We start from the raw sequence: 25,936 nt of genomic DNA on the forward strand, positions 1-25,936 counted from the left end.
ATTTACTCCATAAACAGTACAATATTTCCACTTTCAATTGTCTTTTTTATGTCTATAATTCTTTGGTTTGAAGAACCTCGAAATTTCAAAGTTAAGTCTTTTAATCTATAATCAAATCTTCCATCAACTAAAACATCACATTCTTTTAAAAGCTCGAATCTATCATCATCTTCAAGAATTTCCTCAAAAGTATATCCAGAATAAATCCAAATATTTTTATTTACACTTTTCTTAATATCTCTTACAATCTCAAGGAGTTCTTTTGCGTTTTGCATTGGTTCTCCACCAAGCAAAGTAAGACCAGAAACATTTTTATCACGCAAATAGTCTATGACTAAATTAGTAGTTTCTTTTGTCCAAAGCTCTCCAAAATTGAAATCCATATATTTTTTATTAAAACAATCTTTACAATTATGTGTACAGCCAGTTACGAAAATACTAGTTCTGATACCAACACCATTTGCAACATCATAAGCTCTTATCTGACCATATCTCATTTTAATCCCTCACTATATATGAAGCACCCTTGCCTTTATTTCTTTTGTTCTTCCTTCATTCCAGAAGTTTTCTCCAAGATAGCCACAAGTTCTTCTAGTTACATTCATTTTTTGCTTATCTTTATTATGACATTGAGGACATTCCCATTCATTATATTCGTTTATGATTATTTCTCCATCAAATCCGCAAACGTGGCAATAATCTGATTTTGTATTAAATTCAGCATATTGAATATTATCATAGATAAATCTAATCATTTGTTCAACAGCTTCAACATTATGGTTCATATTAGGAATTTCCGCATAAGAAATACAACCTCCTGTTGACAATTTTTGGAAATCTTCTTCAAATCTGAATTTATCAAAAACTGAAATATTTTCCCTAACGTCAACATGATAACTATTTGTATAATATCCCTTATCTGTTATATCCTTTATTTCTCCATATTTCTTTCTATCTATAGAACAGAATCTGTGAGTTAAACTTTCAGCAGGAGTTCCATATAATGAAAATGTCATTCCTGTTTCTTCACTCCAACTGTCAGCCGCTTCTTTTATTTTTCTCATAACTTTAAGAGCAAATTCTTTTCCTTCTTCAGTTGTATGACTAACGCCTTTTACACACATAGTAGCTTCATATAATCCAATATATCCTACAGAAAGAGTTGAATATCCGTTTTCAAGGTATTTTTTAATACTTTCACCTTTTTTAAGTCTAGCAATTGCTCCATATTGCCAATGAATAGGAGAATTATCGCTCTTTACATTTTGAAGAAGTGAATTTCTGAATAAAAGTGCTTTTTTTACAATTTCAAGTCTTTTATCCAACATTTCAAAGAAACCTTCTTCATTTCCCGTATTTAAAATTCCTATTTGTGGTAAATTCAAACTTACTACACCTTGATTAAATCTACCTTCAAATTTATAGTTTCCATTTTCATCTTTATAAGGCGCTAAGAATGATCTACAACCCATAGGTCCGAATACATTTCCTTCATAATGTTCTCTAAGTTTTTTAGCAGAGATATAATCAGGATACATTCTCTTTGCAGTACATTTTGCAGCAAGTTTTGTTAAATAATAATACTTACTATCTTCTCTTACATTGTTTTCATCTAAAACATAAATCAATTTAGGGAAAGCAGGTGTGATATAAACACCTTTTTCGTTTTTAATTCCTTCTAATCTTTGTTTTATTATTTCCTCAACAATTTGTGCAACTTCATCTTCATATTCAAAACCATCTTCAACATACATAAAAAGAGTAACGAAAGGACTTTGCCCATTTGTAGTCATCAAAGTATTTATTTGGTATTGAATAGTTTGAATACCTGCTTCCAATTCTTTCTTAGTCATTGCTCTTGCAATATTTTCAATGTCTTTTTCATCAGTTAAAATTTCTTTTGCAAGTTTTAAATGTTTTTCATAGCTCTTTCTTAGATACTTTCCTAGATGAGCAACATTTAAGCTTTGACCACCAAATTGACCTGATGCTACTTGTGCAATTATTTGAGTCATAACTGTACAAGCAACTTGGAAAGATTTTGGAGTTTCAACCATTTTACCATTTATTACTGTTCCATTATCAAGCATATCTCCAATATTAACTAGACAGCAATTAAACATAGGTTGAATTAAATAGTCCATATCGTGAAGATGTATAGCTCCTTCGTCATGAGCCTGAACAATATCCACAGGAATTAACATTCTTCTTGCTATATCCTTTGAAACTTCTCCGGCAATCAAATCTCTTTGAGTTGATGCAAGAATAGCATTTTTATTTGAATTTTCATTTATAACATCCAAATTTGTCTTATCCAGAAGACCTAAAATACTTTCGTCAGTAGTATTTTTAAGTCTTTTAAAAGTTTGCACAGCCTTATAGTTTTCATAAGCTCTGGCGGTTGCAGGATTTCCATATTTAATTAAGCTGTAGTAAACATGATCTTCTATATCATATATACTCATCTTCTTTCCGATTGTTGTTGCAAAAGTTTCTATCTCTGATGCAATCTTTTCTGCCAATCCTTCTTCATATACTCCTGTACTGCTATGCATAGCTTTATTTATCGCTATTGCAATTTTATTAGCATCAAAATCTACTTCTTGACCATTTCTTTTTATAACTTTAATCATATACTACCTCCAAAAATACTTCGTAAATGCTCGATAGTAAGATTATATCATCAACAATATATATTGTCAACAAACCATATAGCTACTATATATAGTATATTTACCCATTTTTTCTTCTGAAATCCATTGTAATTATTTTTATATCAATAAGTAGAACAAAAAATTTTTAAATTTTTTAAAAAAATTTTTTAACCAATAAGAACCCCACCCTTCCACGATGCTTCGCATCGGGTGGGTTCCCGGGAACCTTGTTGTTTCACAATAAAAAACTGATATGAATTTCTTAATTCATATCAGCTTCTATATTTTCTATTTCATTTTCATTACTTTTTATTGTCTTAATTCCAAAGACAAAATATATGACATGACAAAACCAAACTATTCCCAAAATTATTCGTCCAATTTTTGTATTTTTCATAAAATAAAATCCAATTCCCATTGTCAAAGTGAAAAATATTATAATCTTTACTTTCTGTCTTAGTGGAAGTCCTTTTCTATTTGCAATTTTTTCAATATTATTTTTGTATAATTTGGTTCCAACAAACCAAGTATGCAATTTCTCGGAACTTCTTGCAAAACAAAATAATGTTACAATATAAAATGGAAATGTAGGCAATATTGGTAAAAAAGCTCCAATAGTTCCTATTGCAAAAAATATAAGTCCTATTATAATCCAAGTATATCTTACAATTTTTATTTTCATATATTACCCCTCATATCTTTAATATGGTAATGATAACATATTTCATCTTAATCTTCAAGGCTATATTTTAAAGCATTTACCATTTTCAACTCTATACACAACATCTGAAAATGATACTGTACTCATTCTGTGAGAAATCAAAAATACCATTCCCTTACAATTTTCTTTAATCAAATTCAAAATTATTGATTCATTTAAAGTATCTAAATTGCTTGTAGGCTCATCAAAAATATAAACATCAGCCCTCTTTAATAATGCTCTCATAAGTTCAAGTCTTTGCATTTCTCCACTTGAAAAAATAATTTTTTCAGAATTTATTTTAGTATCAAGTCCATTTTCAGTTGATAAAATTACATCCTTTAATCTACATTTTTCAGCAATTTCTAAAATTTCTTCATCAGTAATCTTATCATTTCCTAAAACTAAATTTTCTCTGATTGTTTGAGAAAAAATTTGTGGAAATTGTGGAATATAAGCAATTTTTTCTTGTAATTTTATACTATCTATTTCTAGGATATCTTCCTCATTTAAAGATATTTTTCCTGATTTTGCCATATACCATTTCATCACCATTTTCATCAATGTACTTTTACCCGATCCGCTCTCTCCGACAAGACCTACAATTTTTTCATCTTCAAAATGCAAATTCAAATTTTCAAAAATCATCTTATCTCTCTTAGGATAAGAGAAATCAACATTCTCAAATTTTATTTCATTTATTTTTTCAATTTCTTTACTTCCGTCATTTCCAACCGGTTCATTTTCATCTAATAAACTAAAAGTTTGTTTTGCTGCTTGTAATGCACGACCAAGTCCTAAAGGAAGTCTGCTGAGTTCTAAAAATGGAGCAAATGATGAACTGAAAACTACCAATGTAATTACTGCATCTTTTACACTAATTACATTTTTATTTACAAGTATAAAATCTACAAAAGCAAAAGCCAAAACACCGAAACCTATTGTTAAAAAACTGTATGAAAATTGTAAGAAATTTAATTTTGCAACATTTCTTTCTTTTTTATTTACAATTCGACTTTCTTTTGATAAGTTTTTAAATCTCTCTTTTTCAACTCCAAGTTGAAGTAAATCTTTCATACCTCTTAAACTTTCTAAAAAGTATGAAGTATATGATTTTCTATATTTTTGTTGAACTTCAAGATGTGGTTTTAATTTATTTGAAAATATATTAGGTATAATAACAGCAAGTGTAAAATACACTATAACTGCAATTAAAGCTAAAAGTATATTATATTGTAAATAATAAATAATTAAAATTATTGAAACAATAGTCCCTGTTGTAATAGGTGCTAAAGTATGAGCAAAGAAAACTTCTAAAGCTTCTACATCTTCGCCTATTAGTTTCAACAGAGCTCCACTATCTTGAGAATCAAGTTTTGACGGAGCAAGTCGTCTAAGTTTTGAAAAAATTTCTCTTCTAAAATCTGCTAAAACTTTAAACGCAACGTAATGTCCAAAATAATGTTCTCCATATCTGAAAAGCCCTCTTGAAATTGCAAGAACAACTAAAATTATTAAAGATATTATTTTTAGCTTTTCTCCATTAACCGCATCAAAACCCAGGGAAATAATTTTTGCAGGAATATAAACTGTGATTAAAAATCCAAAAACTGCAAAAAATACAGCTAACAAAATTACTGGGAGTAATTTTCTCATAAAATTTATAAGTCTAGCTACTAATCTTAAACTATCTTTCATTTAAAATTTCCTCCATTTCATTTTGTTTATCTAATAATAATCTATATTCAAAGTTTGAATTGTATAAATCTTCCGGTTTCCCAAAATTCCAACTTTTTTCTTTTCCCATAAATAAAACAAAGTCAGCTTTATTAACTTGCTTCATCTTATGAGAAATAAACATAACAATAGAATTTTTAGAAATCATTTTGATTAAATCCAAAATTGCTATTTCATTTTCGGTATCAACACTTGATGTCATTTCATCAAAAATGTAAATTTTTCTATTTGCAAGTAAACTTCTAACACAAATTATCTGTTGCCTTTGCCCCGGAGAAACCAATCTTCCGTTTTCTCCAATAATTGTATTAAAACCGTCAGGCAAAGTCTTTACAAATTTTAGAATATTTTTCTCCTCAATCCATTCTAAAATTTCGTGTTCAGATAATTTTGTAGCTTTTTTCAAATTATCCATAATGCTTTCATTAAAGACATAAGAATCAGGAGATACATAAAAACCTAGAGCATTTATATCTGACTTTGAGAAATCTCTTAAGGATTTCCCATCAATTAATATTTCTCCAGAATAATCATCAAGATTTTTAAACAAAACTTTAGCAAATGTGCTCTTTCCAAGTCCACTTTCTCCTGCTATTGCAAATAAACTACCTTTATTTATACTAAAATTAATATTATTTAAAACCTTTCTATCGTCATACGAAAAAGATAAATTTTTAAATTCAATATTATCTATACTTTCTAAATTGATATTTGAAACTTCTGTTTTCTTTTCATTCTTTACACTATCTAAAAAAGTAAAAATTCTATCTGCCATTTTAGTATTCATCATAAGTAAATGCATGCAATATCCCAATTCTCTAATTGGAGTAAAAAATTCAGTTGCAATCAAAACAAAGAATATAAAATTAAAGATTGACATATTGCCTTTTGAAACTGAAAGAACCGCTAAAAATCCTGAAATTGCAATTCCAAGATACATAACTCCATCCATATATCCAACCGATTGAAGTTGAAATTTTAAAAGTTCCATAGTGGAAAGTCTAAATTTTTCAGCAGATTCATTAAATTTTTTCTCATAAATAGCATCTGCACTATAAGAATAAAGAGTATTCAATCCTTTTAAATCGTCCATAAATAAATTACTTACATCCATATAAGTTGACCAATAATGCTGCATAATCTTTGCTGAACGCTTTTGTATTAACACTATTGAAACAGGAATAAAAGGAATACTAACTAAAAAGACCAAACCACCCAAAGGATAGATAAAAGCTACAATCAATAAAATTGTTGCACAATTAAAATATGTTCTTAAAGTTGTTGTCAAATAATTACTGTAAAAAGTATCTAAACTGTCAATCCCTTGAGATGCAACTGTAAGTACATCTGCTGTTGAATAGCCTTTAAAGACTTCTTCATCACTTTTAGAAAAGGCATCAAAAAATTTAACTTTTAAATTATCTCTCGCAAATTGAGAAGCTACTCCTTGGTATCTCTTAGCAAAAATAGAAATCCAAAAACCGAAAATATTTAATCCGATTGCAATTACAACATAAGCAAAAAGATTAAAATCTATTTTATTATATAAATTAGAAAATCCCTTTGCTATAAAGCCAAAAGAAATAATTCTCATTAAAAACTGAATCCAAGACAAAAAAGATGATATATAGACAAATCTCATTCTATCTCCTAACTCTTTTTTTAATCTATTTTTTAATTCCTTTCGCCTTTCACGACTTATTTTTTGCTTTTGTATTTTTGTGCTGAAATCACTATCCATAAAAACTCCTTGTACAATTTAATATTAGTTATCTGTAAGATACCCAATATAAATTTAAAAATCTAATCAATCTCAATTGATGTGTCTGAAAAATACCACATATTGTGGTATTCTTACTATTTTAAAATAGCATTTTTTTCAATAGTTTTATATTCAAATATTTTTACGTTAAACTTTCTATTTTCCCTATTTATAAAATAATAATTCTTAGTATAAAATATTGCTTCTCCATCTTTTTCTTCATACTTTACAACTAAACATTTATCGTTACTATTAGATAGAACTACTACTTGTTCATCTTTCCCTCCTATATTCATAACTGTAACTTCATAATACTTTAAATTTTTCGGTTTAACACTATCAAATCTAATATACATAGATAATATCAACAACAGTAAAATATTCAAAATCCAAAAAGTTTTATTGAAAATAATTTTATTCTTTAGTAGTACTATTATAAAAATTATAAATAAAATCAATAATATTATCCCAGTTAAATTGCTTGTATCTAAATTAAATCCAAATATAAAATAAAAAGCCAAATATTCAGTGATAATTATACATACAAAAAAGATTGAAATAGTAATACTTATAAATATTATTTTCAAAATATTTTTACAAAAACTAGTTTTAATTTTAAAAATTTTTTTATGTCTTTTCTCCACCTTTATAGAAATACTCATACAAGAATATGTTATATAATAGAAAATAACTATCCTCAGAAAGTTAATTAGTAATTCAACTAAAAGTTCCATAAAATCATATGAAAAATACTTTTTAGGTATTCCAAAATATTCATTACAATTTATTTTATAAAAAACCTGGAAAGACATAGTAATCATAACTATAAATACAGATGTAACTGAAATTATAGTAGTAATATTAGAAATTATTTTTTTGTATAAATGTTTAAAAGCTTTTTTATCTAAAATCAAATCGTCATCCACATTATCAAAAATATCAAATTTCAGCAAATCTAAAAGTCTTTTTAATTTTTCTTTCACTTAGAATTTCTCCGTATTAAAACTATACAACTATTAAAAACTATTTTATTTTTCTAACTTCTTCTACAACTTTATTAATTGCATCTTCAGAAGACATTTCAACATTTTCCATTTCTCTTCTTGTTGAGAATTCAATTATATTTTCATTAGCTTTTTTGCCGACAGTAATTCTTAAAGGAATACCAATTAAATCTCTATCATTAAATTTAACACCTATTCTTTCTTTTCTATCGTCAAGCATAACTTCAACACCTTGAGCTTCCAATTCATCATGGATTTTTTCACCAAGCTTCATTTGTTCTTCATCATTAATATTTACAACTGTAACTATTGCATGATATGGTGCAACTTGAATTGGCCAAATAATTCCTTTTTCGTCATTATTTTGTTCGATAATCGCTGTAATACTTCTTGTAATTCCTATTCCATGACTTCCCATCCAGAAATATTGACTAACACCATTTTCATCTAGGAAAGTTGCATTTAAAGATTTAGAATATTTTGTTCCAAGCTGGAAGATATTTCCAACTTCTATACCTCTTGCAAATTTCAAAGTTTTACCACTTATAGGACAAACATCTCCCTCTTGAACCATAAGTAAATCTTCTGCAATTTCTCCGTCAAAATCTCTTCCAAAATTACAATTTATATAGTGATGATTTTCCTTGTTTCCACCAACTACAGTATTTTTCATAAGAGTAACTCTCTTATCTAAAATCTTTCTTGCTTTCAAGTTTACTGGTCCTGTGTATCCAGCTGATGATCCAATTTTTAAAATTGTTTCTTCATCCATCATTTCAATTTCATGTTCTGGAACTCCTAAATAAGCACAAAGTTTTGTCATATTAAGCTCTCTATCTCCAGGAACAAATACTATAATAGGTTCTCCTGCTACAATTAAATCTATCGCCTTAATACATTTTGAAGCCTCTTGTTTTAAAAAGTTTGCAACATCTTCTATCGTTTTACAATTTGGAGTATAAACCAATTCAAGTTCCTTTTCTTCTCCACTTTCGTCAACTTTGTAAATAACTTCTGCTTTTTCGTCTGTAGCCGCATATCCACTTTCATCACAATAGCAAATAACTCCTTCTCCAACATCAGAAAGAGCAATAAATTCATGTGAACTGTTTCCTCCCATTGCTCCAGCATCTCCAGCAACAATTTTATAATTTAGTCCTAATCTATTAAAAACTTTTTCATATGCTTTCCACATTTCTTTGTAAGATTCCATCATCATTTCAGGGCTTACATCAAAAGTATAAGCATCTTTCATTGAAAATTCTCTAGCTCTGTTTATACCAAAACGTGGTCTTTTTTCATCACGATATTTTGTTTGAATTTGATAAATATTTAATGGTAATTGTTTATAGCTTTTTATTTCTCCACTAATTAAAGTTGTAAAATATTCTTCAGCAGTAGGTCCTAGGCAAAATTCTCTTTCATTTCTATCTTTAACTTTAAACATTTCTGGTCCAAAAGTTTGCCATCTTCCTGATTCTTCCCATATTTCTTTTGGTTGAAGTGCAGACATTAAAATTTCATATCCACCCATTCTATCCATTTCTTCTCTTACAATATTTTCAACTTTTCTAATTGCTCTATATCCAAGAGGAAGATAGGAATAAACTCCTGCAGCAGTTTTTCTTATCATTCCAGCTCTTAAAAGCAATTTATGACTTATAATTTCTGCCTCTTGTGGATCTTCCCTAAGTGTTGGCATATAGTATCTTTTCATTTTCATAATATAATTCCTCCATAATAAAAAATTAATTTTTGTGATGATATTAAAAAAACGGCTATCATCTCCAAGAGACGAAAGCCGTGGTACCACTCTAATTTATACTCAAAAGCTATAAGGCACAACCCTGTAATTTTAATACAAGTTCAAAGATAGGTTCAATTATCTGCATAAAAGTTTTTCACCAAACAACTTCTCTCTAAATATACATAAATAATTTACTATTTCTTATCATCACTAAATATCTAATGAATAAATTATATTAAATTTAATAGAAAAAGTCAACTATAAAAAATTAAATTTTAATTAAGAGCCTTATCATTCCACTATTCTTTTTATCAAACGGATTTTCAAAATCATTGTTATTTAACAAAAAAAGGTTGAGTATAAACTCAACCTAAATTTTTTTATTATTATTTATTGCAACATGGTTTAGAAGCTCTTAAGAACCAAATATTCTTTTCTAGTTCTCCAATTTGATCTTCTAACATTGAAACAATTATGAAATCTCCATCATTATCAGCTTCTTCTCTAATTTTAGTAGCTTCTTCTTTAAGAGCATCTAAATCATTCATAACTATTTCGTTAACTTCATCAACTGTTACCTTCTTAGATTCTAATTCTTTAACAGTAGCATTAGCAACATATTCTTTTAATGATGCGAATGGGAATCCACCTCTCATTTTAATTGCTTCAGCAACTTCATCATACCATTCGAAGAATTTATCATATAATCCTTCTGTAAAAATATGTGTTTGATAGAAATTTCTTCCTTCTACATTCCAATGCAAATTATGCAATTTAGTTGTCATAACTGCGATGTCTGATAAATAAACATTTAAACTTTTAAAATCTTTCATTTTTCATTCCTCCTATTATTTTATCATTCACAACCATTATATACCCAAATATTTTAAAAATAAAGTTTTTTTATAATTTTTTTTATTTTTTTGAGAATATATGATTAGAATCACATTTATTTTTTAAGCTTTGCTCCACTGTATTCAATACTCTTATTTACGAGAACATCCAAAGCATCAATCGTATTTATATTTTTACATATATCTAAAAGACTAAGTTCAGTACAAGCTATTATTCCAATAGTTTCGTTATCACAGTATTTATTTAGAATTTCTACAAATTCTTTATTCTCTAAATTATTTGTTTCTTTAATCTTGTAAATAATATCCATAACAGTTTTCTTATCTTCTAGGGACAATTCTTTTACTTCTATTCCGTTTTCTTCTGCATATTTATTATAAACTTTTGAATTTAGTGTTCCAAGTGTTCCAAAGACTGCGACTTTTTTTATTCCTCTTCTTTTTATTTCTAAAATTGTTTCTTCAATCATATTTATAATTTTTAAATTTGCGAATTTTTTAAATTCATCATAAAAATAATGACTCGTATTACAAGGAATAGCAACTACATCTACACCAATTTTATCCAAAATTTCCAAATCTTTCTTAATTTCATTTAAAAATTCAGTATCTTTATTTTCTATAATACATCTTGTTCTATCAGGCATTGTTGAATGATTTAACACTATTAAATCAATATGTTCATTGTCATTATGCGCCTCAGTATTTAAAACGACTTTATCGTAGAACTTAACAGTTGCTAAAGGTCCCATACCTCCGATAACTCCTAATTTGTACACTATTTCCTCCTAAATATTTTTCTAAAAACTTTTCCTAATAAAATTTTATTAAAGAAAAACCAAGGTTTTAAATCATCAGTAGCAAAAATTGCAGGAGCCCACTTTCTTGAAAATGAAATCTTTAAAGATTTAAAAATTCCAACTTGTTTAGTTTTCTTATAATGCCAAATTGCAACCATATCTTCAAAACCGTAAATAAAAGCGTAATTTGTATCATAATCAATATATTTACAATCACTTTCTTTTAAATTACCAGTTAAATCAAGATAAGCAATATAAGGCATATTAATTCCAACTTTATAAATCAAATTGTTAAAATTAGTAGTCCTTGCATTTATTTCTATTAGATAGATTTCTCCTGTTTTTTCATGTCTTTTAAATTCTATTTCACCAAAACCTCTATAACCTATATTTTCTAAGAAAGGTCTTGATATATCAATCAATTTTTGATTGTATTTTTGAATTGTAAAAACAGATGCCCCAAAATTAATTGGCCATTGCCTTTGCTTTTGAGCAGTCATATAATGAGTTGTCTTTCCGTTTCTATCGATGTAATAATCGTAAGTCAACATACAATCGTCAAATCCTGGAACAATTTCTTGAACAAAGATTTCTATATTATTGTCCTTAGCTTTTTTTATTCCATTTTCCATTTCTTCCACATTATTACAGATAAAAACTTTATTTCTAAAGACCTTAGTAAAATCTACAGTGTCAAAAGGTTTGATAATACAAGGAAATCCAACTTCATTTTTCACTTTTTCAACTAAATTTTCATCGTTTGCATTAATTGTTGCTGGAATTTTTACTCCATTTTCTTTAGCAATATCATGTAAAGTCCACTTATCCAATAATTTTGAATTAAGTCCTTTTGCTTGACTAATTAAATAATATTTTTCTAATTCGTCATAATATTTATCTATAAGTTCAACATATTTATCATGAGTTGGAAGCAAAACAGGTTTTTCATCTTGTTTTTTTCCATATTCAATTAATCCTACAAAAGCCTCTTCTCCAAATTTATTCAAATCATCAATTTTTAAAAATTCAGAAATGTATTTAGACTTTGCTCCATAGGAATTATCAAAGTCATAATCACAAGCTACAACATGAACTCCTTCACGTCCTAAGCATCTTATTATGCTAAGTCCTATATAGTAATTACAACCTAAAACAACAGCTTTGTTCATTCTTTTACCTCTTAATTAAAATATTGTTCATACCATTTTAAAAATGTATAAATAGTATAAATTTTACGACCATTATTGTTTTTATTATTAAAGTGATCGTCAAGAAGTGAATTGATTTTTTCCACATCAAAAAATTCACTTACAAAATCCTTATTGAAAGTTTCTTTAACAATATTATAATATTTTTCTTCCTTAATCCATAAAACAAAAGGAACAACAAAACCTAACTTTCTTCTCTTAGCCCAATCATCAGGCAATTTGTTCAAAGCAGCTTTTCTAAAAGCATATTTTGTTATTTCATTATGAACTTTATGTCTTACAGGAATTGTTCTTGCAAGTTCCCACATCTTTTTATCTAAAAGTGGAACTCTAAGCTCAATAGAATTTGCCATAGTCATTTTATCTGCTTTAAGCAAAATATCGTCAACTATCCACATTTTCATATCAAGATATAATCTCTTAGAAACATCATCCATATCTTTAACTTCATCATAATATTTTTTAGTTAAATCTCTTGATGTTTCAGAATTTTGATATTTTTCTTTTAAAAGTAAATTAGCTTGTTCATCAGACATTATTTCTGCAGGTCCAATATATCTATCTTCAACCTTTCGACCATACTTCATTATAATAGTCTTTCCACTAAAATGCTTTTTATCTTTGTACTTGTTATATAACTTATTTCTTAAACTAAATGGTAATTTTTTGTAAATTCTTTGTGGAAGAGCCTCTGCATATTCATTATATCCTGCAAATAATTCATCAGCTCCTTCTCCTGACAAAACTACCTTAACTTGTTCAGATGCAAGTTTTGACAAGAAATATAGAGCAACAGAAGAAAGATTTGCATGTGGCTCATCTGAATAATATTGCACTTTATTTATTCCGTCAAAAAACTCATCAGGCGTTATTATTTTTGAAAAATTTTCAATCCCTAATCTATCTGAAAGATCTTTTGCATAAACTGTTTCATCAAAGCCTTTATTATCAAAACCTACCGAAAAAGTTTTGTTAGGCATAGCTGTTGCAACAACATAACTTGAGTCAACACCGCCTGACAAGAAAGAGCCAACTTCAACATCACTTATCTTGTGATACTTAACTGATTCTTCAACTTCTTTTTCTATCTTGCTTACAGCTTCATCAAAAGTCATTTCCTTATAATCAAGAGTTAAATCGTAATAACTCTTGATTTCAAGTTTCCCATTTTCAAAAATATAATAATGTCCTGGTCTAAGTTTCTTTACACCTTTGAAAAATGTTTCTTCTAAAGGATTGTATTGAAAAACTAAATAATGCTTTAATGCTTTTTCATTAATTTCTTTTTTAAACTTTGGATATTTTAAAAATGACTTAACTTCTGAACCAAAAATAAAATCTCCATCAATCATTGTATAATAATATGGTTTTATTCCAAAATGATCTCTTGCTCCAAAAAGTCTCTCTTTCTTACTATCCCAAATAGTAAAAGCAAACATTCCTCTTAATTTAGCTAAAATTCCTTCTTCACCATATTCTTCATATCCATGTAAAATAACTTCAGTATCGGTATTAGTTTTAAATTTATATCCCTTTCCTAACAAATCATCCTTAATTTCTTGATAATTATAAATTTCTCCATTAAAAATAATAGCCACATCATTATTTTCATTCAAGATTGGTTGAGAGCCTTCGTGTAAATCAATTATACTAAGTCTTCTAAACCCAAAATTAATTCCTTTATCAAAATAATATCCGTCACTATCTGGACCACGATGGATAATTTGATTATTCATTTCTTTTATTATATTTTCATCTTTTATATCTTTACTGTAAAATCCTACAAATCCACACATAATTTCTCCTTAAATACTACTTAAAAGAATTAACAAATTATTAATTAATTATATCATATAGAACAATTTATTTCTATTTTTTTAAAATTTCCTTAACTGTATCTATCTCACTATAAGGAAAATATTCATCACCAATTACTTGATATGGCTCTGCACCTTTCCCAGCAAGTAATACAATATCATTTTCTTTTGCTATTTCAAAAGCATATTCTATTGCTTCTTTTCTATCTTCAACAACAGTATAATTACCCTTATCACATTCAGAAACCAATTCTCTTACAATTTTGCTAATTGACTCATGTCTAGGATTATCTGCTGTAAATACAACTTCATCAGAATTTTCTAAAGCTATTTTTCCTAAATCAGGTCTCATACTGGAATCTCTATTACCACCACTATGACCTATCATAGTAATAATCCTATTATGAGGGACTTTATTCAAAGTTTCAAGAACATTTATAAGTCCATCTGGAGTATGAGCAAAATCAATTATTATTTTGTAATTTCTATTCGATTCTACGATTTCCATTCTACCACTTACACCTGTAAAACTCTTTAAAGCTTCTAATACATCTGAAATTGAAATTCTCTTTACATATCCTGCACAAATTGAAGCCAACACATTATATACATTAAAAACTCCAACTAAATTAGTTTCAACTCTATATACTTCATCTAAAAAATGTAAATCAAATCTCATTTTCCAATCATCAAATGAAATATTATCAGCAAAAAAATCAGCGCTTTTATCATTTATTCCATAAGTAATAATTTCTGATGGAATATGTTCAGCAAATCTTTTTGAATATTCGTCATCACTATTTAAAATAGCTGTTTTTAACTTTCCATTCTTTAAATTATGACCTAATTGTGTAAATAAAAGCTCCTTTGTATTTGCATAATTTTCCATTGTCTTGTGTAATTCTAAATGTTCATGTGACAAATTAGTAAAAATTGCACAGTCAAAATCACAACCTAAAACTCTATCTAAAGCCAGTGCATGTGATGAAACTTCCATTACACAACATTTGCAATTTTCAATAACCATTTCATTTAAAAATCCTTGCAAATCAACAGAAATAGGAGTTGTATTTTTAGTAGGAATTACTTTATTTCCTATTTTATGATGTATCGTTCCTATTAGTCCTGTTTTCATATTACAAGTTTCAAAAATATGATTGATTAAATAACTTGTAGTTGTCTTTCCGTTAGTTCCAGTTATTCCAACCATAAATAATTTTTCACTTGGACATTTATATAGCACATTAGCTAGAAGTCCCATAACTTTTAAACTATCCTTAACATAAACAATCGGAATATCCCCTAACTTGTCAGATACCTCTTTTGATGCTATCACCAATTTTGCACCATTTTTTACGGCACTTTCAACAAATGAATGTCCATCTACAGTATTACCTTCTATGCAAATAAAAGCAGTATTTTCTTTTATATTTCTATTATCTTGAGAAATGTATTCTATATTTATATTTTCAATATTTCCACAAATCTTTTTTACCTTTAAATAAGATAACAATTCATTAGCTAACATATCTTACTCCTATCTATAAAACTCCATATAATATTTTAATTATTTTATTATTCTTTACATAAACAAAAAAGGTCTCATAAGAGACCTTGGAGGCGACATCCAGATTTGAACTGGAGATGAAGGTGTTGCAGACCTCTGCCTTACCACTTGGCTATGTCGCCAAATTGAAATGGAGCGGAAGACGAGATTCGAACTCGCGACCCTCGCCTTGGCAAGGCGATGCTCTACCACTGAGCCACTCCCGCAAATGGTGCCCAGAGGCGGAATCGAACCACCGACACGAGGATTTTCAGTCCTCTGCTCTACCGACTGAGCTATCTGGGCATATAATATTCAATTTTTTTCAAAATTTTTAGAATTTTAAACTTGCTTTTATTTCAATTTTTAGATAGCTCATTCTCTCGTGCTTCGCACTAAACTAAGATATTGCCTAAAAACAACTTCGTTGTTTTTGCCACTCTCTTATACCGACTTTCACTATCTGGGCATATAATATTCAATTTTTTCAAACTTTTATATTTTTTAATATATCTTTTATATCAATTCTCGGATAGCTCATTCTCTCGTGCTTCGCACTAGACTAAGATATTAACTCAAAATATCTTCGATTTCATCTCGATATTTTGGTTACTCTCTTATACCAACTTTCACTATCTGGGCATACAACTTTCTAGGTATCTTCTAACGACCTAAAAAATTAATTGGTGCACCTTCAGGGGTTCGAACCCTGGACACCCTGATTAAGAGTCAGGTGCTCTGCCAGCTGAGCTAAAGGTGCATATTTGATACCTAAATAGTATAAATCATTTATTTTAATTTGTCAAGTACTTTACAATATTTTTTATAGGACAAAGCTCTACTTTCTTGATATTTTTAATTAGTCATTTTTATATAACACTTTCAAATAGACAAAAAAATTGAGATGTAAAACATCTCAATTAAATACTAAAGTAATCTTTTATTTTTTCTGCAATTTTTTCATATTCATTTGATTTAAATTGATCTACATCCAAATCATGTTCCATATCTGAAACAATTGCAATTAGTTTTTCTCTTTCAGAAATTATTTTTGTCGAATAGCCTGTTCTATAAATTTCAATTCTATCTAAGTTTTCCCATTTATATCCTTCAACTAAAACAAAATCATATTCAGTCATTGTTTTTAAAACATCATTTAAAGATTTTTCATAATTCAAGTTTTCGACTGTTATTACTCTGTTTGGGCTAACCATTTTTACACAACTTGCTCCAGACTGTGAGAATATATAACTGTCTTTTCCCTCTCTATCAAAATCAAATTCTCTATGATGATGTTTTACAACTCCTACTTTCAATCCTTCTTTAGAAAATATTTTTAACAAGTTTTTTATTAAAGTTGTCTTTCCAACATTAGAACATTCTCCAACTATGGAAATTGCTTTATTGTTCATATAAAAACTCCGCTTCAATCATTTCTCCCTTAGAAATTTCAGTTTGACTTGGGACAATAACTATGGAATTTTTTGAAATCATTGTAGATAAAACTCCTGATTTTTGTCCTTCTTCAATTTCTGTAAAGAATTTTCCATCTTTGTATAATGTTGTTGCCCTTAAAATTCTACTAACTTTTGCTTTATTGTTAAATCCATTAATTAATTCGCTTTGAACTTTAAGCATATTAGCATTTCTGTTTTGTAATCTTAAAATTATTGGTCTAACATAAAGGTAGAAATTCATAAAAGATGCTGCAGGATTCCCAGATAAAGCAAATATAAATTTACCTTCATATTCTCCAAAGAAAACATGTCCACCCGGTTTTGCCATAACTCTTGTAAAAATAGTCTTTACTCCTATTTTATCTAATGCAGTTAAAACAAAATCACTGTCTCCAACAGAAATTCCTCCTGTAGAAATAACAATATCGCTATTTCTTATAGCTTTTCTATACATATCAACCAAGGAATCCAAATCATCTTCAACTTTTCCATATTGGATAACATCTGCATTGTACATTTTACCAAGTTGTTCGATAGTATAACTGTTACTATTTCTTATCTTTCCATCTTCCATCTTATCAGTAACATCAAGTAGCTCACTTCCTGTAGCAAAAACACTTAACAGAGGCGCTTTATAGACCTTAATAAAAGGAATTCCAAGACTAGCTAAAACACCAATTTCTGCAGGAGTTAGAAATGTACCTTTTTTTATTATTACATCGCCTTTTGTTACATCTTCACCAAGTCCAATTATATTTTTATTTTTCCCTATTGGAGAAAAAATCTTAACTTCTTTGTCGTTAAATTCAGTTTCTTCATATCTTACGATACAATTTGCACCACTCGGAACTTTTGCTCCAGTCATCAATCTAACTGCTTGTCCTTTAGAAACTGATTTTTCTGAAACGTCCCCTGCCATTATTACATCTATAACTTCTAGAACAACAGGATTTTCTTTGCTTGCATTTATGACATCTTCTTCCCTAAAAGCATAGCCATCCAATGGTGACTTATCAAAGTTAGGAATATTAACTTTTGAAATTATATCTTCAGCGATAACTTTTTCTAAAGCATCATTGAAATATACTTTTTCAATTTTTTCTTCAACTTTGACTTCATCAACTATTTTTCTAGCTTCTTTTAATTCAATAGGTGAAAAATTATTAATTATCATGGTCATCTCCTATACTTTCATAATCGTATTTTTTTCTAAGTTCTCTTTCTCTAAGTCTTTTTTCTTTTCTTTCTTTCATCTTTCTTTTTTGATCAAAAGAGTAAATATCGTTAATATTTATCAAAGTATTCAAAATAAATATTATTACAGTCATTATTGAAAGTCCTTTATTTCCGCCGATAATTTTAGATATAATTGCTAAAAAGATTATAACTCCAATTTTATAATTAAGTTTTCTTCCTAATAAAATTGGTTCTAAGACTAATCTAACGGATAATATCGTAAGATACAATATTGCTAAATTAGCTGAAATTACGACTTCGTGATTAATCAAATTAACTACAATTTGATAAGCCAAATAAAGTCCATTACCTATTATTGGAACAATTTCCAAAATACCCATAATTAAACCAGCTTTAAATTTTCCAGGATAACCCATTAGGTAAACAGCAATTAATGAAGTAAGCATTGCTAACAAAACGAGAATTCCTTGTACTTTTAAATAAAAACTTAAAGTTTTCCTACATTTTTTAAGCATAGCTTTTATATAGCTTACATACATATTTCTTCCTCCTTTACATCTTTTCTAATAATTGATACATATTTTTTTTATAATTATCTACTCCAGGTTGATCAAAAGGATTAACATCCAACATATAAGCAGAAATAGCACAAGACATTTCAAAAAAGTAAATTAACTTTCCAATATTGTATGCATCTAATTTTGGAACAGTAATCTTAATAGTTGGAACATCACCATCTGTATGTGCCTTCCTTGTAGCTGTAACAGCAACCTTATTTATTTCATTAAGTGATTTTTTTGCTAAATAATTTAAATTGTCAAAATCTTCATCGATAAGAGGAATGATAATGTCATTCTTTAAATCTTCAACTTCAATTATAGTTTCAAAAGTGATTTTATTTCCATCTTGAATCATTTGACCAAAAGAATGTAAATCTCTTGTAAAAATTGCACTTTCTACATAAAGTCCTTTTCCATTTTTTCCTTCACTTTCAGCAAATAATTGTTTCCACCACTCTTGAAGATAAGCTAGTTTAAATTCATGCGCAACTAAGTATTCTATTTCCTTATTTTCATCTTTAAACATTGCATTTCTAATTATTGCATATTTTAAAGAAATATTATCCAAACTTTTCTTAGTATATTCTTCTAAGCCATCATTTGCTCCAAGTAAAAGTGCATCAGTATCAATTCCTGCACACATAATAGGAAATAAACCAACCGCTGTTAAAACTGAAAATCTTCCACCTATATCATCAGGTACATTAAAAGTTTCGTAACCGACTTTATTGCTAAGTTCTTTTAACAATCCTCGTTCTGAATCAGTTGTAACAATAATTCTATTTATCGATTCTTTTCCATATTTTTCTTCACATAATTCTTTTAAAACTCTAAAAGCTACAGCAGTTTCAAATGTACTTCCCGATTTTGAAATTACATTTATGAAAAAGTCCTTATCTTTTATATATTCAACCAATTCACTCAAATAATCTCCACTTAGATTATTCCCTGCAAATACAATATCCAAGCCATCTTGTTTGAAATAAGGTTTAAGGGCTTTAATAACCGCTTTAGATCCTAGGAAACTTCCTCCTACACCAATAACAACAAGAACTTCTGACTTTTTTACTTTTTCAGAAAGTTTTTTCATTCTTGAGTATTCTTCTCTGTCATAAACTTCTGGATGAGTTACCCAACCTAAAAAATTACTCCCCAAACCATTTTTATTTAAAATAAAATCTAATGCTTTAAAAGCATCTTCTTTATAATTAGTAAAACATAAATCTTCTGAGAAATCTAGCTCAAAATTATTTATCATTATAAAACCCTCATACTTAGTAATGCAATATCATCTTCTTGAATTCCACATCTAAATTCAGAAACATCTTCAACTAACTTGTCCAAAAGTTCCTTATCAGAAAGTGAATTTTTATATTTATCTACTACATTAAAAAATCTTTCTTCTCCATATTCTTCTCTGTTTTCATTTTTTGTTTCAGTAAGTCCATCTGTATAAAATAGCACACAATCTCCATGACATAGTTTTGCTTTACCAACAGAATATCTACTATCTTGGAATAACCAAGATATTGGTAAACCACTTAATTCTAATCGAACATTTTTATCCTTATTAAATAAAATCGGGATAGAATTATGTCCTGCATTTGAATACTCAAATTCACAAGTTTCTCTATTGTAAATCCCCAAAAATATTGTAAAATACATTTCTAAATTAAGTTTTGAAAACTCCTTTGATAAAGCTCTTAGTATCTCTCTTGGATGTTCTATTTTTCGCCCATGAACTAACATCCTAACGGAAAATTTTATAAACATTGTTATCATACTTGCAGAAATACCATGACCCATAACATCAGCTATATACACACAAGTTTTATCGTTAGGTAATTCTATTACATCAAAAAAATCTCCTGATAACTGATCAGATGATATATATTTATATTCTAAATTTAGTCCATCAATATGACTCAATTTAGATAATAAACTTTTTTGTATATCCGATGCAGTTATCATATCATTTTTTATCATTTTTTGATATTTGATTAAGTCTTTTTGAAGTCTATTACCTTCTGTAATATCTCTAAAAACTTCAATACTACCCCAGTAATCCTTTTTGTCATCAAAAATAGGACTACTCTTTACTAAAAAGTCTCTTTCTCCAACTGATAATAATTCAGTTTCTACATCTTCCTTGTGTCCAATGGGTGCAACACATTTTAAAGAAGAAAAAATTTTATCATTCTTATGTATGTAATCATCTGAAAACAAACAAAACTTTCCTTCTTCATTTTCTAAAAATTTTTTCATACTGGCATTAGTATATACAATTCGTCCAGTTTTATCGAAAACTCGAACTAAATCTTCCATAAAATCTGCCAGTTCAAAATTTAAATGTGTAATCTTGTCCATATACATTCTGTTCTCCGTTATTTTGGCTTAGGTCCATAAAATTGATAGAAATCGACTTTAATTCTTCCGTTAAAGAGTTTTCTCTTTCTATCAGCTTTCCTCCCATATAATCTTTCAAAACTTTCTATACTTGTTATTAAATAAACAGACCAAGTATCTAATTCTTTAAATTTTTTCCCAAAATCTCTATAAAGCCTCTCAACTTCTTCCATATCTCCCATACGTTCTCCATACGGAGGATTGGTAACAACAACACCATATTCATTATAAAGATCAACATCTCTCATATCTTTTATAAAAAATGAAATTTCATCATCCACGCCTAAAATATCAGCATTATCTCTGGCTATTAAAATCGAATGTCTATCTATATCCGACCCTAAAATTTTTAAATCTCTATCATAATCTATTAATGCTCTTGCTATATTTTTCTCGTTTTTTAAAGCATCTTTATCTAATAAATTCCAATTTTCAAAAGCAAAATTTCTCATTATACCAGGAGCAATATTTCTTCCTATCATATAGGCTTCAATGCAAAGAGTTCCACTTCCACAAAAAGGATCGTAAAAAACTCTACTTGGTTCCCAAAAAGATAAACTAATCATAGCACTTGCTAAAGTTTCCTTAAGTGGTGCATCTCCTGCTCTCTTTCTATATCCTCTTTTATGTAAAGCCTCTCCTGAAGTATCAACGGTAACAGTTACAATATCCTTTAAAATAGATACTTCTATATAGTACAATGCATCTGAAGTTTCATCAAACCATTCAACTCCATAAACATTTTTAAGTCTATCAACTATTGCTCTTTTTGTAATCTTTTGAATATCTGATAAACTAAAAAGTTTTGATTTTACACTATTAGCATTTACAGGAAATTTATCATTTACTGAAATTAAATCTTCCCATTTTATTTTCTTTATTCCTTGATACAAATCTTCAAAACTTAAAACTTTAAATTCATCCAATTTAAGTAAAATTCTTTCTGCACATCTAACCCATAAATTAACTTTCGCAATATCATTTACATTTGCTAAAAATTCTACTTTTCCATCAGAAACTTTTATATCATCAAAACCAAGTTTGATTATCTCTCTTTTAACAACTGCCTCTAAACCAAAAGCACAAGTGGCAATTAAAGTTATTTTTTTCATTATTTCTCCATTTATATAAAAATCTAATATAACAAAAATACATCTATCATTGACTATAATTATACCAAATTTGCATAAAAAAAACAAAAGAAATTGAAAATTATGGAATTTTTCTATTATTTTTGTTATAATAAACAAGGCTTTAATATTCAAAACTCTAAGGAGGAATTTATGAAAGATATTTCAACAAAATCCGTAACAAAAATCGGAATACTAAGTGCAATTGTAATTATTTTATCACTTTCTCCAATAGGATTTATTCCATTAGGAGTAGTTAGAATTACTACAGTACATATACCAATAGTTTTAATCGCATTAATAGAGAAACCAACAGTATCATTTTTTGTTGGATTAATTTTTGGATTATTCTCATTTTTTCAACATTTATCAGGAATAAGTCCTCTATCTTTTATGTTTATAAATCCGATGGTATCAATACTTCCAAGAGCACTGATAGGAGTTGGAACATATTATACATTTAATTTTATAAAAAAATACATTAAAAATATTTTTAATGTTGTACTTGCAAGTATGGTAGGAACAATGATAAACACATTTGGAGTCCTTTCTATGGCATATATATTCTGTGCTAATCAAATATATGATGTTTTAAAAGTCAATCCTGCAAAATTTTTATTTGGAGTTGCAATTTCAAATGGAATTCCTGAAATAATAGTATGTTCTGCATTAGTTCCTATAATTTACAAGAGTTTACAAAAAATTTTAAAATTTTAGCAAAAATGGGTGATTATTAATCACTCATTTCTTATAACACAAAAAAAGAACTTTGAAAAATCAAAGTTCTAATAATCCATTTTAGCTTGCCTTTAAACTTACTTGAGATGTCAAAACATCAAAATAGGAATATGAACAAGTTCTTGTTTTATGTTCTTCTGTTTCAATTTCAACAGTAAAGAATGAAGTAAATACTTCTCCAATTACTCCCTTGATTTCAACATATTCTTCTTTGCTTCGTTTAATAGTAATCAATACTTTTCTTCCAATGTTGTTTCCCAAAACTCTTCTAATCATAACTAATTTCTCTTTTGTATCCATAACAGCACCGCCTTTTATATATATTTTAACATAAAAAAGAAATAAAGTCAAATTAGAAAACTTTGATAAAAAAACAAAAAACTGTAGATATTTTATAAGAATATCTACAGTTAAAAATATCCATAAAAATTTATTTATTTCTTCTCTTCATAACTAATACAACTATAATAGCTATTAAACTTAAAACTCCTATTATTAAAAATAGATTCTTACTACTATCAATATTCATAAATGAAATAAGATTAGTATATTCTCCCATACAAACCTCCAACTACCTCAAAATTGTTATAAATACTTTCTCAATAGACAATTGAAAATTCACATTATTATACAAATTTTCTCTGACATTTTCTATCGTTTCTAAAATTTTTGATAATTTCTTTTTATCAAAATCAACATTGTTTTTAAATATTTTCAAAATATCTTTATTTGAAACATCTTGACCCGTTTCTAAAAAAATATAAAATTCTTTAAAAAAATTATACAATAAAGGTATAAAATTTCTATCCTCTTTTAAACTCAAAAGATATTCCTTATTTTTCGAATCATAAATTGCCAAAAAGTCACCTTTAAGTGCAATGGATAAAATTTCCAACAATTTGCCATAATCTGAATAATCAAAGTTTTCTGAGGAATTTACTTCTGAAACAAAAATACATCTACTTCTTATTGTTGACAATAGTTTATATCTTGAATCAACTAAAATACAGATTATGACATAGTCAAAAGACTCTTCTAGAGTTTTTAATAAAGCATTTGATGATTCTGCTCTTAAAAACTGTCCACCTTTTATGATGACCAATTTATACTTTGATTCCAAAGGTCTTTTTTGGACATATTTAATCATCTCTCTAATTGAATCAATAGGAATATTATTCCTTTCGCTTTCAACTATCATCAAATCAGGATGTGTTTGCTCTTCAATTTCTCTAGAAATTTTAAAATCATCTTCAGGATTTAAAACCTTTAATGTTAATTCTTTAGAAACTTTATCTAAAAAATCTTCGCTTCCCTCAACAATATAGTTTTGAGAAAAATCAAAGAAATCAATCTTTTCTTTGAAAAGAGTGTAATTCATAAACTACACCCTAATAAATTGATTCATATTTAGAACAAACATTACAGTATTAGCTGTTTTATCATCAACTGTTTCCTTATTTTTTGAAATATTTAAAATCATTTCTTTAACTCTATCTAATTTTTCTTCTTCAATACCTATCAATATTGTAGTATTTCCTTTTTTGAAAAATCCACCTGTTGAAGATAGTTTTGTAGCTCTAACTTTATTTTCAGAAAGCTCATTTAAAACGTCTTGAGCTATATGGTCTTGTATAATTGCTAAAATAAGTTTCATAAAATCACCTACATTCTTACAAAATCTACAACATCAAGCACAAAAATTGTAGCTCCACCTACTAGAACTTCCATAGGGAAAGGAATATAAGCGTCGCCTGGCATTGTAACACTCAAAACAGATGTTGTAATTTCTCTTGACTTGCAATTTTCTTCAATAATTTTCAAACATTCATCTAACTTTTCTTCTTCAACCCCAATTAAAAGAGTTGAGTTTCCAGCTCTTAAAAATCCACCTGTTGAAGCAAGATTTGTCATTCTAAATCCCTTTTCAGTTAAATCTTCTTGTAGTGGGTTCAAGTCTTGATCTTGAACTATTGCAATAATCATCTTCATAGCAATTCCTCCATTTTTTCATCTATTATTTTTTTTACATCTTCAAAAACTTCTTCCATGCTTTTAGTAGCATCGACTTTTCTTAAGACTCTATCATCTTTCATTTCCTCAAGAAGTTCCATATATGTATCATAAACTCTACTATGGAAATCATCTCCCGAAAGTTCAAGTCTATCAGCATCTTCACTTAAAGACTTTCTTTTCAAAGTTGTCAAAGGGTCAACATAAAAGAAAATAATCACATCTGGATTAACTCCATTAATAGCAAAATCATTTATTCTTTTAACATTTTCAATCCCAAGTTTTCTGCCACCACCTTGATAAGCAAGTGAACTTAAAACAAATCTATCTGAAATAACAATATTACCCTTTTCCAAATTTGGCTTTACAAGTTCATCAATATGTTGAGCTCTACTAGCTGCATAAAGTAATGCTTCTGTTCGTGACGACATATTTACATTATCATTAGATAAAATAAGTTCTCTAATTTCTTCTGATATTTTTGTTCCACCTGGTTCTCTTGTAAAAATTATTTTTTCGTTATCCTTATAGTATTCCTTAATTAAATTTATTATTGAAGTTTTCCCACATCCGTCAGGTCCCTCAAAAGTAATAAATAAACCCATTATT

At 27.9% G+C, this 25,936-nt stretch carries 25 protein-coding genes and 4 tRNA genes; 1 reads left to right on the top strand and 28 read right to left on the bottom strand.

What is annotated here, in order from left to right; all coding sequences use genetic code 11:
• Nucleotides 1-2: 2 nt before the first annotated feature.
• From nrdG to RWJ08_RS03585, 22 genes are all read right to left on the bottom strand, one after another.
• Nucleotides 3-497, bottom strand: coding sequence for an anaerobic ribonucleoside-triphosphate reductase activating protein (gene nrdG / locus RWJ08_RS03480; protein ID WP_029949551.1), 495 nt, complete (start codon nt 495-497; stop codon nt 3-5).
• A 12-nt stretch (nt 498-509) separates the two neighbouring features.
• Complete coding sequence (gene nrdD, locus RWJ08_RS03485) at nt 510-2,633, bottom strand: anaerobic ribonucleoside-triphosphate reductase (protein ID WP_009355056.1); 2,124 nt, start codon at nt 2,631-2,633, stop codon at nt 510-512.
• Between the two features lie 283 nt (nt 2,634-2,916).
• Nucleotides 2,917-3,336: a YbaN family protein gene (locus tag RWJ08_RS03490; protein ID WP_313961085.1), complete on the bottom strand. Its 420-nt coding sequence runs from the start codon at nt 3,334-3,336 to the stop codon at nt 2,917-2,919.
• A gap of 60 nt (nt 3,337-3,396) precedes the next feature.
• A complete protein-coding gene (locus RWJ08_RS03495) occupies nt 3,397-5,052 on the bottom strand; it encodes an ABC transporter ATP-binding protein (protein WP_313961086.1) in 1,656 nt (551 codons plus the stop codon).
• A complete protein-coding gene (locus tag RWJ08_RS03500) occupies nt 5,042-6,832 on the bottom strand; it encodes an ABC transporter ATP-binding protein/permease (protein ID WP_313961087.1) in 1,791 nt (596 codons plus the stop codon). The genes RWJ08_RS03495 and RWJ08_RS03500 overlap by 11 nt, the downstream gene beginning before the upstream one ends.
• Nucleotides 6,833-6,948: 116 nt before the next feature.
• Nucleotides 6,949-7,836: a hypothetical protein gene (locus tag RWJ08_RS03505; protein WP_313961088.1), complete on the bottom strand. Its 888-nt coding sequence runs from the start codon at nt 7,834-7,836 to the stop codon at nt 6,949-6,951.
• Between the two features lie 40 nt (nt 7,837-7,876).
• Entirely contained in the window at nt 7,877-9,580 is a 1,704-nt protein-coding gene (locus RWJ08_RS03510) for a proline--tRNA ligase (RefSeq protein WP_313961089.1), read from the bottom strand.
• A gap of 410 nt (nt 9,581-9,990) precedes the next feature.
• Nucleotides 9,991-10,437 carry a DNA starvation/stationary phase protection protein gene (locus RWJ08_RS03515; protein WP_313961090.1) on the bottom strand — a complete coding sequence of 149 codons (447 nt, stop codon included), beginning with the start codon at nt 10,435-10,437 and terminating at the stop codon, nt 9,991-9,993.
• A gap of 116 nt (nt 10,438-10,553) precedes the next feature.
• Nucleotides 10,554-11,237 (bottom strand): amino acid racemase, encoded by a 684-nt coding sequence (locus RWJ08_RS03520; RefSeq protein WP_313961091.1) that lies wholly within the window; start codon nt 11,235-11,237, stop codon nt 10,554-10,556.
• Nucleotides 11,237-12,427, bottom strand: a complete 1,191-nt coding sequence (locus RWJ08_RS03525) for a D-alanine--D-alanine ligase (RefSeq protein WP_313961092.1) — start codon at nt 12,425-12,427, stop codon at nt 11,237-11,239. The genes RWJ08_RS03520 and RWJ08_RS03525 overlap by 1 nt, the downstream gene beginning before the upstream one ends.
• Nucleotides 12,428-12,438: 11 nt before the next feature.
• Nucleotides 12,439-14,262, bottom strand: a complete 1,824-nt coding sequence (gene asnB, locus RWJ08_RS03530; protein ID WP_313961093.1) for an asparagine synthase (glutamine-hydrolyzing) — start codon at nt 14,260-14,262, stop codon at nt 12,439-12,441.
• A 73-nt stretch (nt 14,263-14,335) separates the two neighbouring features.
• Complete coding sequence (locus tag RWJ08_RS03535; protein WP_313961094.1) at nt 14,336-15,811, bottom strand: UDP-N-acetylmuramoyl-L-alanyl-D-glutamate--2,6-diaminopimelate ligase; 1,476 nt, start codon at nt 15,809-15,811, stop codon at nt 14,336-14,338.
• An 87-nt stretch (nt 15,812-15,898) separates the two neighbouring features.
• Nucleotides 15,899-15,972: transfer RNA gene (locus tag RWJ08_RS03540), tRNA-Cys, on the bottom strand.
• A 9-nt stretch (nt 15,973-15,981) separates the two neighbouring features.
• Nucleotides 15,982-16,056: transfer RNA gene (locus RWJ08_RS03545), tRNA-Gly, on the bottom strand.
• A 3-nt stretch (nt 16,057-16,059) separates the two neighbouring features.
• Nucleotides 16,060-16,135: transfer RNA gene (locus RWJ08_RS03550), tRNA-Phe, on the bottom strand.
• 378 nt (nt 16,136-16,513) lie between these two features.
• Nucleotides 16,514-16,589: transfer RNA gene (locus RWJ08_RS03555), tRNA-Lys, on the bottom strand.
• 160 nt (nt 16,590-16,749) lie between these two features.
• On the bottom strand, nt 16,750-17,241 hold the full coding sequence (gene mobB / locus RWJ08_RS03560) for a molybdopterin-guanine dinucleotide biosynthesis protein B (protein ID WP_313961095.1): 492 nt from the start codon (nt 17,239-17,241) through the stop codon (nt 16,750-16,752).
• The gene (gene glp, locus RWJ08_RS03565; protein ID WP_313961096.1) at nt 17,231-18,460 is read right to left on the bottom strand and encodes a gephyrin-like molybdotransferase Glp; all 1,230 of its coding nucleotides are present in this window, start codon (nt 18,458-18,460) and stop codon (nt 17,231-17,233) included. Before glp ends, mobB begins: the two co-directional genes overlap by 11 nt.
• Entirely contained in the window at nt 18,450-19,022 is a 573-nt protein-coding gene (locus tag RWJ08_RS03570; RefSeq protein ID WP_313961097.1) for an AI-2E family transporter, read from the bottom strand. The genes glp and RWJ08_RS03570 overlap by 11 nt, the downstream gene beginning before the upstream one ends.
• Before the next feature lie 13 nt (nt 19,023-19,035).
• Entirely contained in the window at nt 19,036-20,301 is a 1,266-nt protein-coding gene (locus tag RWJ08_RS03575) for a glucose-6-phosphate isomerase (RefSeq protein ID WP_313961098.1), read from the bottom strand.
• Nucleotides 20,301-21,410: a SpoIIE family protein phosphatase gene (locus RWJ08_RS03580; protein WP_293440084.1), complete on the bottom strand. Its 1,110-nt coding sequence runs from the start codon at nt 21,408-21,410 to the stop codon at nt 20,301-20,303. The genes RWJ08_RS03575 and RWJ08_RS03580 overlap by 1 nt, the downstream gene beginning before the upstream one ends.
• Before the next feature lie 17 nt (nt 21,411-21,427).
• On the bottom strand, nt 21,428-22,561 hold the full coding sequence (locus RWJ08_RS03585; RefSeq protein ID WP_313961099.1) for a class I SAM-dependent RNA methyltransferase: 1,134 nt from the start codon (nt 22,559-22,561) through the stop codon (nt 21,428-21,430).
• A gap of 171 nt (nt 22,562-22,732) precedes the next feature.
• Here RWJ08_RS03585 and RWJ08_RS03590 point away from each other — a divergent pair, with 171 nt between their 5' ends.
• On the top strand, nt 22,733-23,296 hold the full coding sequence (locus RWJ08_RS03590; RefSeq protein ID WP_009354650.1) for an ECF transporter S component: 564 nt from the start codon (nt 22,733-22,735) through the stop codon (nt 23,294-23,296).
• 81 nt (nt 23,297-23,377) lie between these two features.
• On the opposite strand, the gene RWJ08_RS03595 is transcribed toward RWJ08_RS03590, so the two are convergent.
• The 6 genes from RWJ08_RS03595 to tmk form a co-directional block, all read right to left on the bottom strand.
• Nucleotides 23,378-23,617, bottom strand: a complete 240-nt coding sequence (locus tag RWJ08_RS03595) for a Veg family protein (protein WP_009354820.1) — start codon at nt 23,615-23,617, stop codon at nt 23,378-23,380.
• A 130-nt stretch (nt 23,618-23,747) separates the two neighbouring features.
• A complete protein-coding gene (locus RWJ08_RS03600) occupies nt 23,748-23,876 on the bottom strand; it encodes an LPXTG cell wall anchor domain-containing protein (RefSeq protein ID WP_293440089.1) in 129 nt (42 codons plus the stop codon).
• 12 nt (nt 23,877-23,888) lie between these two features.
• On the bottom strand, nt 23,889-24,695 hold the full coding sequence (locus RWJ08_RS03605; protein WP_313961100.1) for a hypothetical protein: 807 nt from the start codon (nt 24,693-24,695) through the stop codon (nt 23,889-23,891).
• 3 nt (nt 24,696-24,698) lie between these two features.
• Entirely contained in the window at nt 24,699-24,971 is a 273-nt protein-coding gene (locus RWJ08_RS03610) for a cyclic-di-AMP receptor (RefSeq protein WP_009354493.1), read from the bottom strand.
• Between the two features lie 8 nt (nt 24,972-24,979).
• On the bottom strand, nt 24,980-25,306 hold the full coding sequence (locus RWJ08_RS03615; protein ID WP_293440093.1) for a cyclic-di-AMP receptor: 327 nt from the start codon (nt 25,304-25,306) through the stop codon (nt 24,980-24,982).
• Nucleotides 25,303-25,932: a dTMP kinase gene (gene tmk / locus RWJ08_RS03620; protein ID WP_313961101.1), complete on the bottom strand. Its 630-nt coding sequence runs from the start codon at nt 25,930-25,932 to the stop codon at nt 25,303-25,305. Before tmk ends, RWJ08_RS03615 begins: the two co-directional genes overlap by 4 nt.
• Nucleotides 25,933-25,936: the final 4 nt, after the last annotated feature.

Source organism: uncultured Parvimonas sp., assembly GCF_963524015.1.
Taxonomy (GTDB): domain Bacteria; phylum Bacillota; class Clostridia; order Tissierellales; family Peptoniphilaceae; genus Parvimonas.

What these genes read in the sequence shown, in the direction of transcription:
- nrdG (WP_029949551.1), bottom strand. Translation starts at nt 497, where the DNA reads ATGAGATATGGTCAGATAAGAGCTTATGATGTTGCAAATGGTGTTGGT.
- nrdD (WP_009355056.1), bottom strand. Translation starts at nt 2,633, where the DNA reads ATGATTAAAGTTATAAAAAGAAATGGTCAAGAAGTAGATTTTGATGCT.
- RWJ08_RS03490 (WP_313961085.1), bottom strand. Translation starts at nt 3,336, where the DNA reads ATGAAAATAAAAATTGTAAGATATACTTGGATTATAATAGGACTTATA.
- RWJ08_RS03495 (WP_313961086.1), bottom strand. Translation starts at nt 5,052, where the DNA reads ATGAAAGATAGTTTAAGATTAGTAGCTAGACTTATAAATTTTATGAGA.
- RWJ08_RS03500 (WP_313961087.1), bottom strand. Translation starts at nt 6,832, where the DNA reads ATGGATAGTGATTTCAGCACAAAAATACAAAAGCAAAAAATAAGTCGT.
- RWJ08_RS03510 (WP_313961089.1), bottom strand. Translation starts at nt 9,580, where the DNA reads ATGAAAATGAAAAGATACTATATGCCAACACTTAGGGAAGATCCACAA.
- RWJ08_RS03515 (WP_313961090.1), bottom strand. Translation starts at nt 10,437, where the DNA reads ATGAAAGATTTTAAAAGTTTAAATGTTTATTTATCAGACATCGCAGTT.
- RWJ08_RS03525 (WP_313961092.1), bottom strand. Translation starts at nt 12,427, where the DNA reads ATGAACAAAGCTGTTGTTTTAGGTTGTAATTACTATATAGGACTTAGC.
- asnB (WP_313961093.1), bottom strand. Translation starts at nt 14,262, where the DNA reads ATGTGTGGATTTGTAGGATTTTACAGTAAAGATATAAAAGATGAAAAT.
- RWJ08_RS03535 (WP_313961094.1), bottom strand. Translation starts at nt 15,811, where the DNA reads ATGTTAGCTAATGAATTGTTATCTTATTTAAAGGTAAAAAAGATTTGT.
- mobB (WP_313961095.1), bottom strand. Translation starts at nt 17,241, where the DNA reads ATGAACAATAAAGCAATTTCCATAGTTGGAGAATGTTCTAATGTTGGA.
- glp (WP_313961096.1), bottom strand. Translation starts at nt 18,460, where the DNA reads ATGATAATTAATAATTTTTCACCTATTGAATTAAAAGAAGCTAGAAAA.
- RWJ08_RS03570 (WP_313961097.1), bottom strand. Translation starts at nt 19,022, where the DNA reads ATGTATGTAAGCTATATAAAAGCTATGCTTAAAAAATGTAGGAAAACT.
- RWJ08_RS03575 (WP_313961098.1), bottom strand. Translation starts at nt 20,301, where the DNA reads ATGATAAATAATTTTGAGCTAGATTTCTCAGAAGATTTATGTTTTACT.
- RWJ08_RS03580 (WP_293440084.1), bottom strand. Translation starts at nt 21,410, where the DNA reads ATGGACAAGATTACACATTTAAATTTTGAACTGGCAGATTTTATGGAA.
- RWJ08_RS03585 (WP_313961099.1), bottom strand. Translation starts at nt 22,561, where the DNA reads ATGAAAAAAATAACTTTAATTGCCACTTGTGCTTTTGGTTTAGAGGCA.
- RWJ08_RS03590 (WP_009354650.1), top strand. Translation starts at nt 22,733, where the DNA reads ATGAAAGATATTTCAACAAAATCCGTAACAAAAATCGGAATACTAAGT.
- RWJ08_RS03595 (WP_009354820.1), bottom strand. Translation starts at nt 23,617, where the DNA reads ATGGATACAAAAGAGAAATTAGTTATGATTAGAAGAGTTTTGGGAAAC.
- RWJ08_RS03600 (WP_293440089.1), bottom strand. Translation starts at nt 23,876, where the DNA reads ATGGGAGAATATACTAATCTTATTTCATTTATGAATATTGATAGTAGT.
- RWJ08_RS03605 (WP_313961100.1), bottom strand. Translation starts at nt 24,695, where the DNA reads ATGAATTACACTCTTTTCAAAGAAAAGATTGATTTCTTTGATTTTTCT.
- RWJ08_RS03610 (WP_009354493.1), bottom strand. Translation starts at nt 24,971, where the DNA reads ATGAAACTTATTTTAGCAATTATACAAGACCATATAGCTCAAGACGTT.
- RWJ08_RS03615 (WP_293440093.1), bottom strand. Translation starts at nt 25,306, where the DNA reads ATGAAGATGATTATTGCAATAGTTCAAGATCAAGACTTGAACCCACTA.
- tmk (WP_313961101.1), bottom strand. Translation starts at nt 25,932, where the DNA reads ATGGGTTTATTTATTACTTTTGAGGGACCTGACGGATGTGGGAAAACT.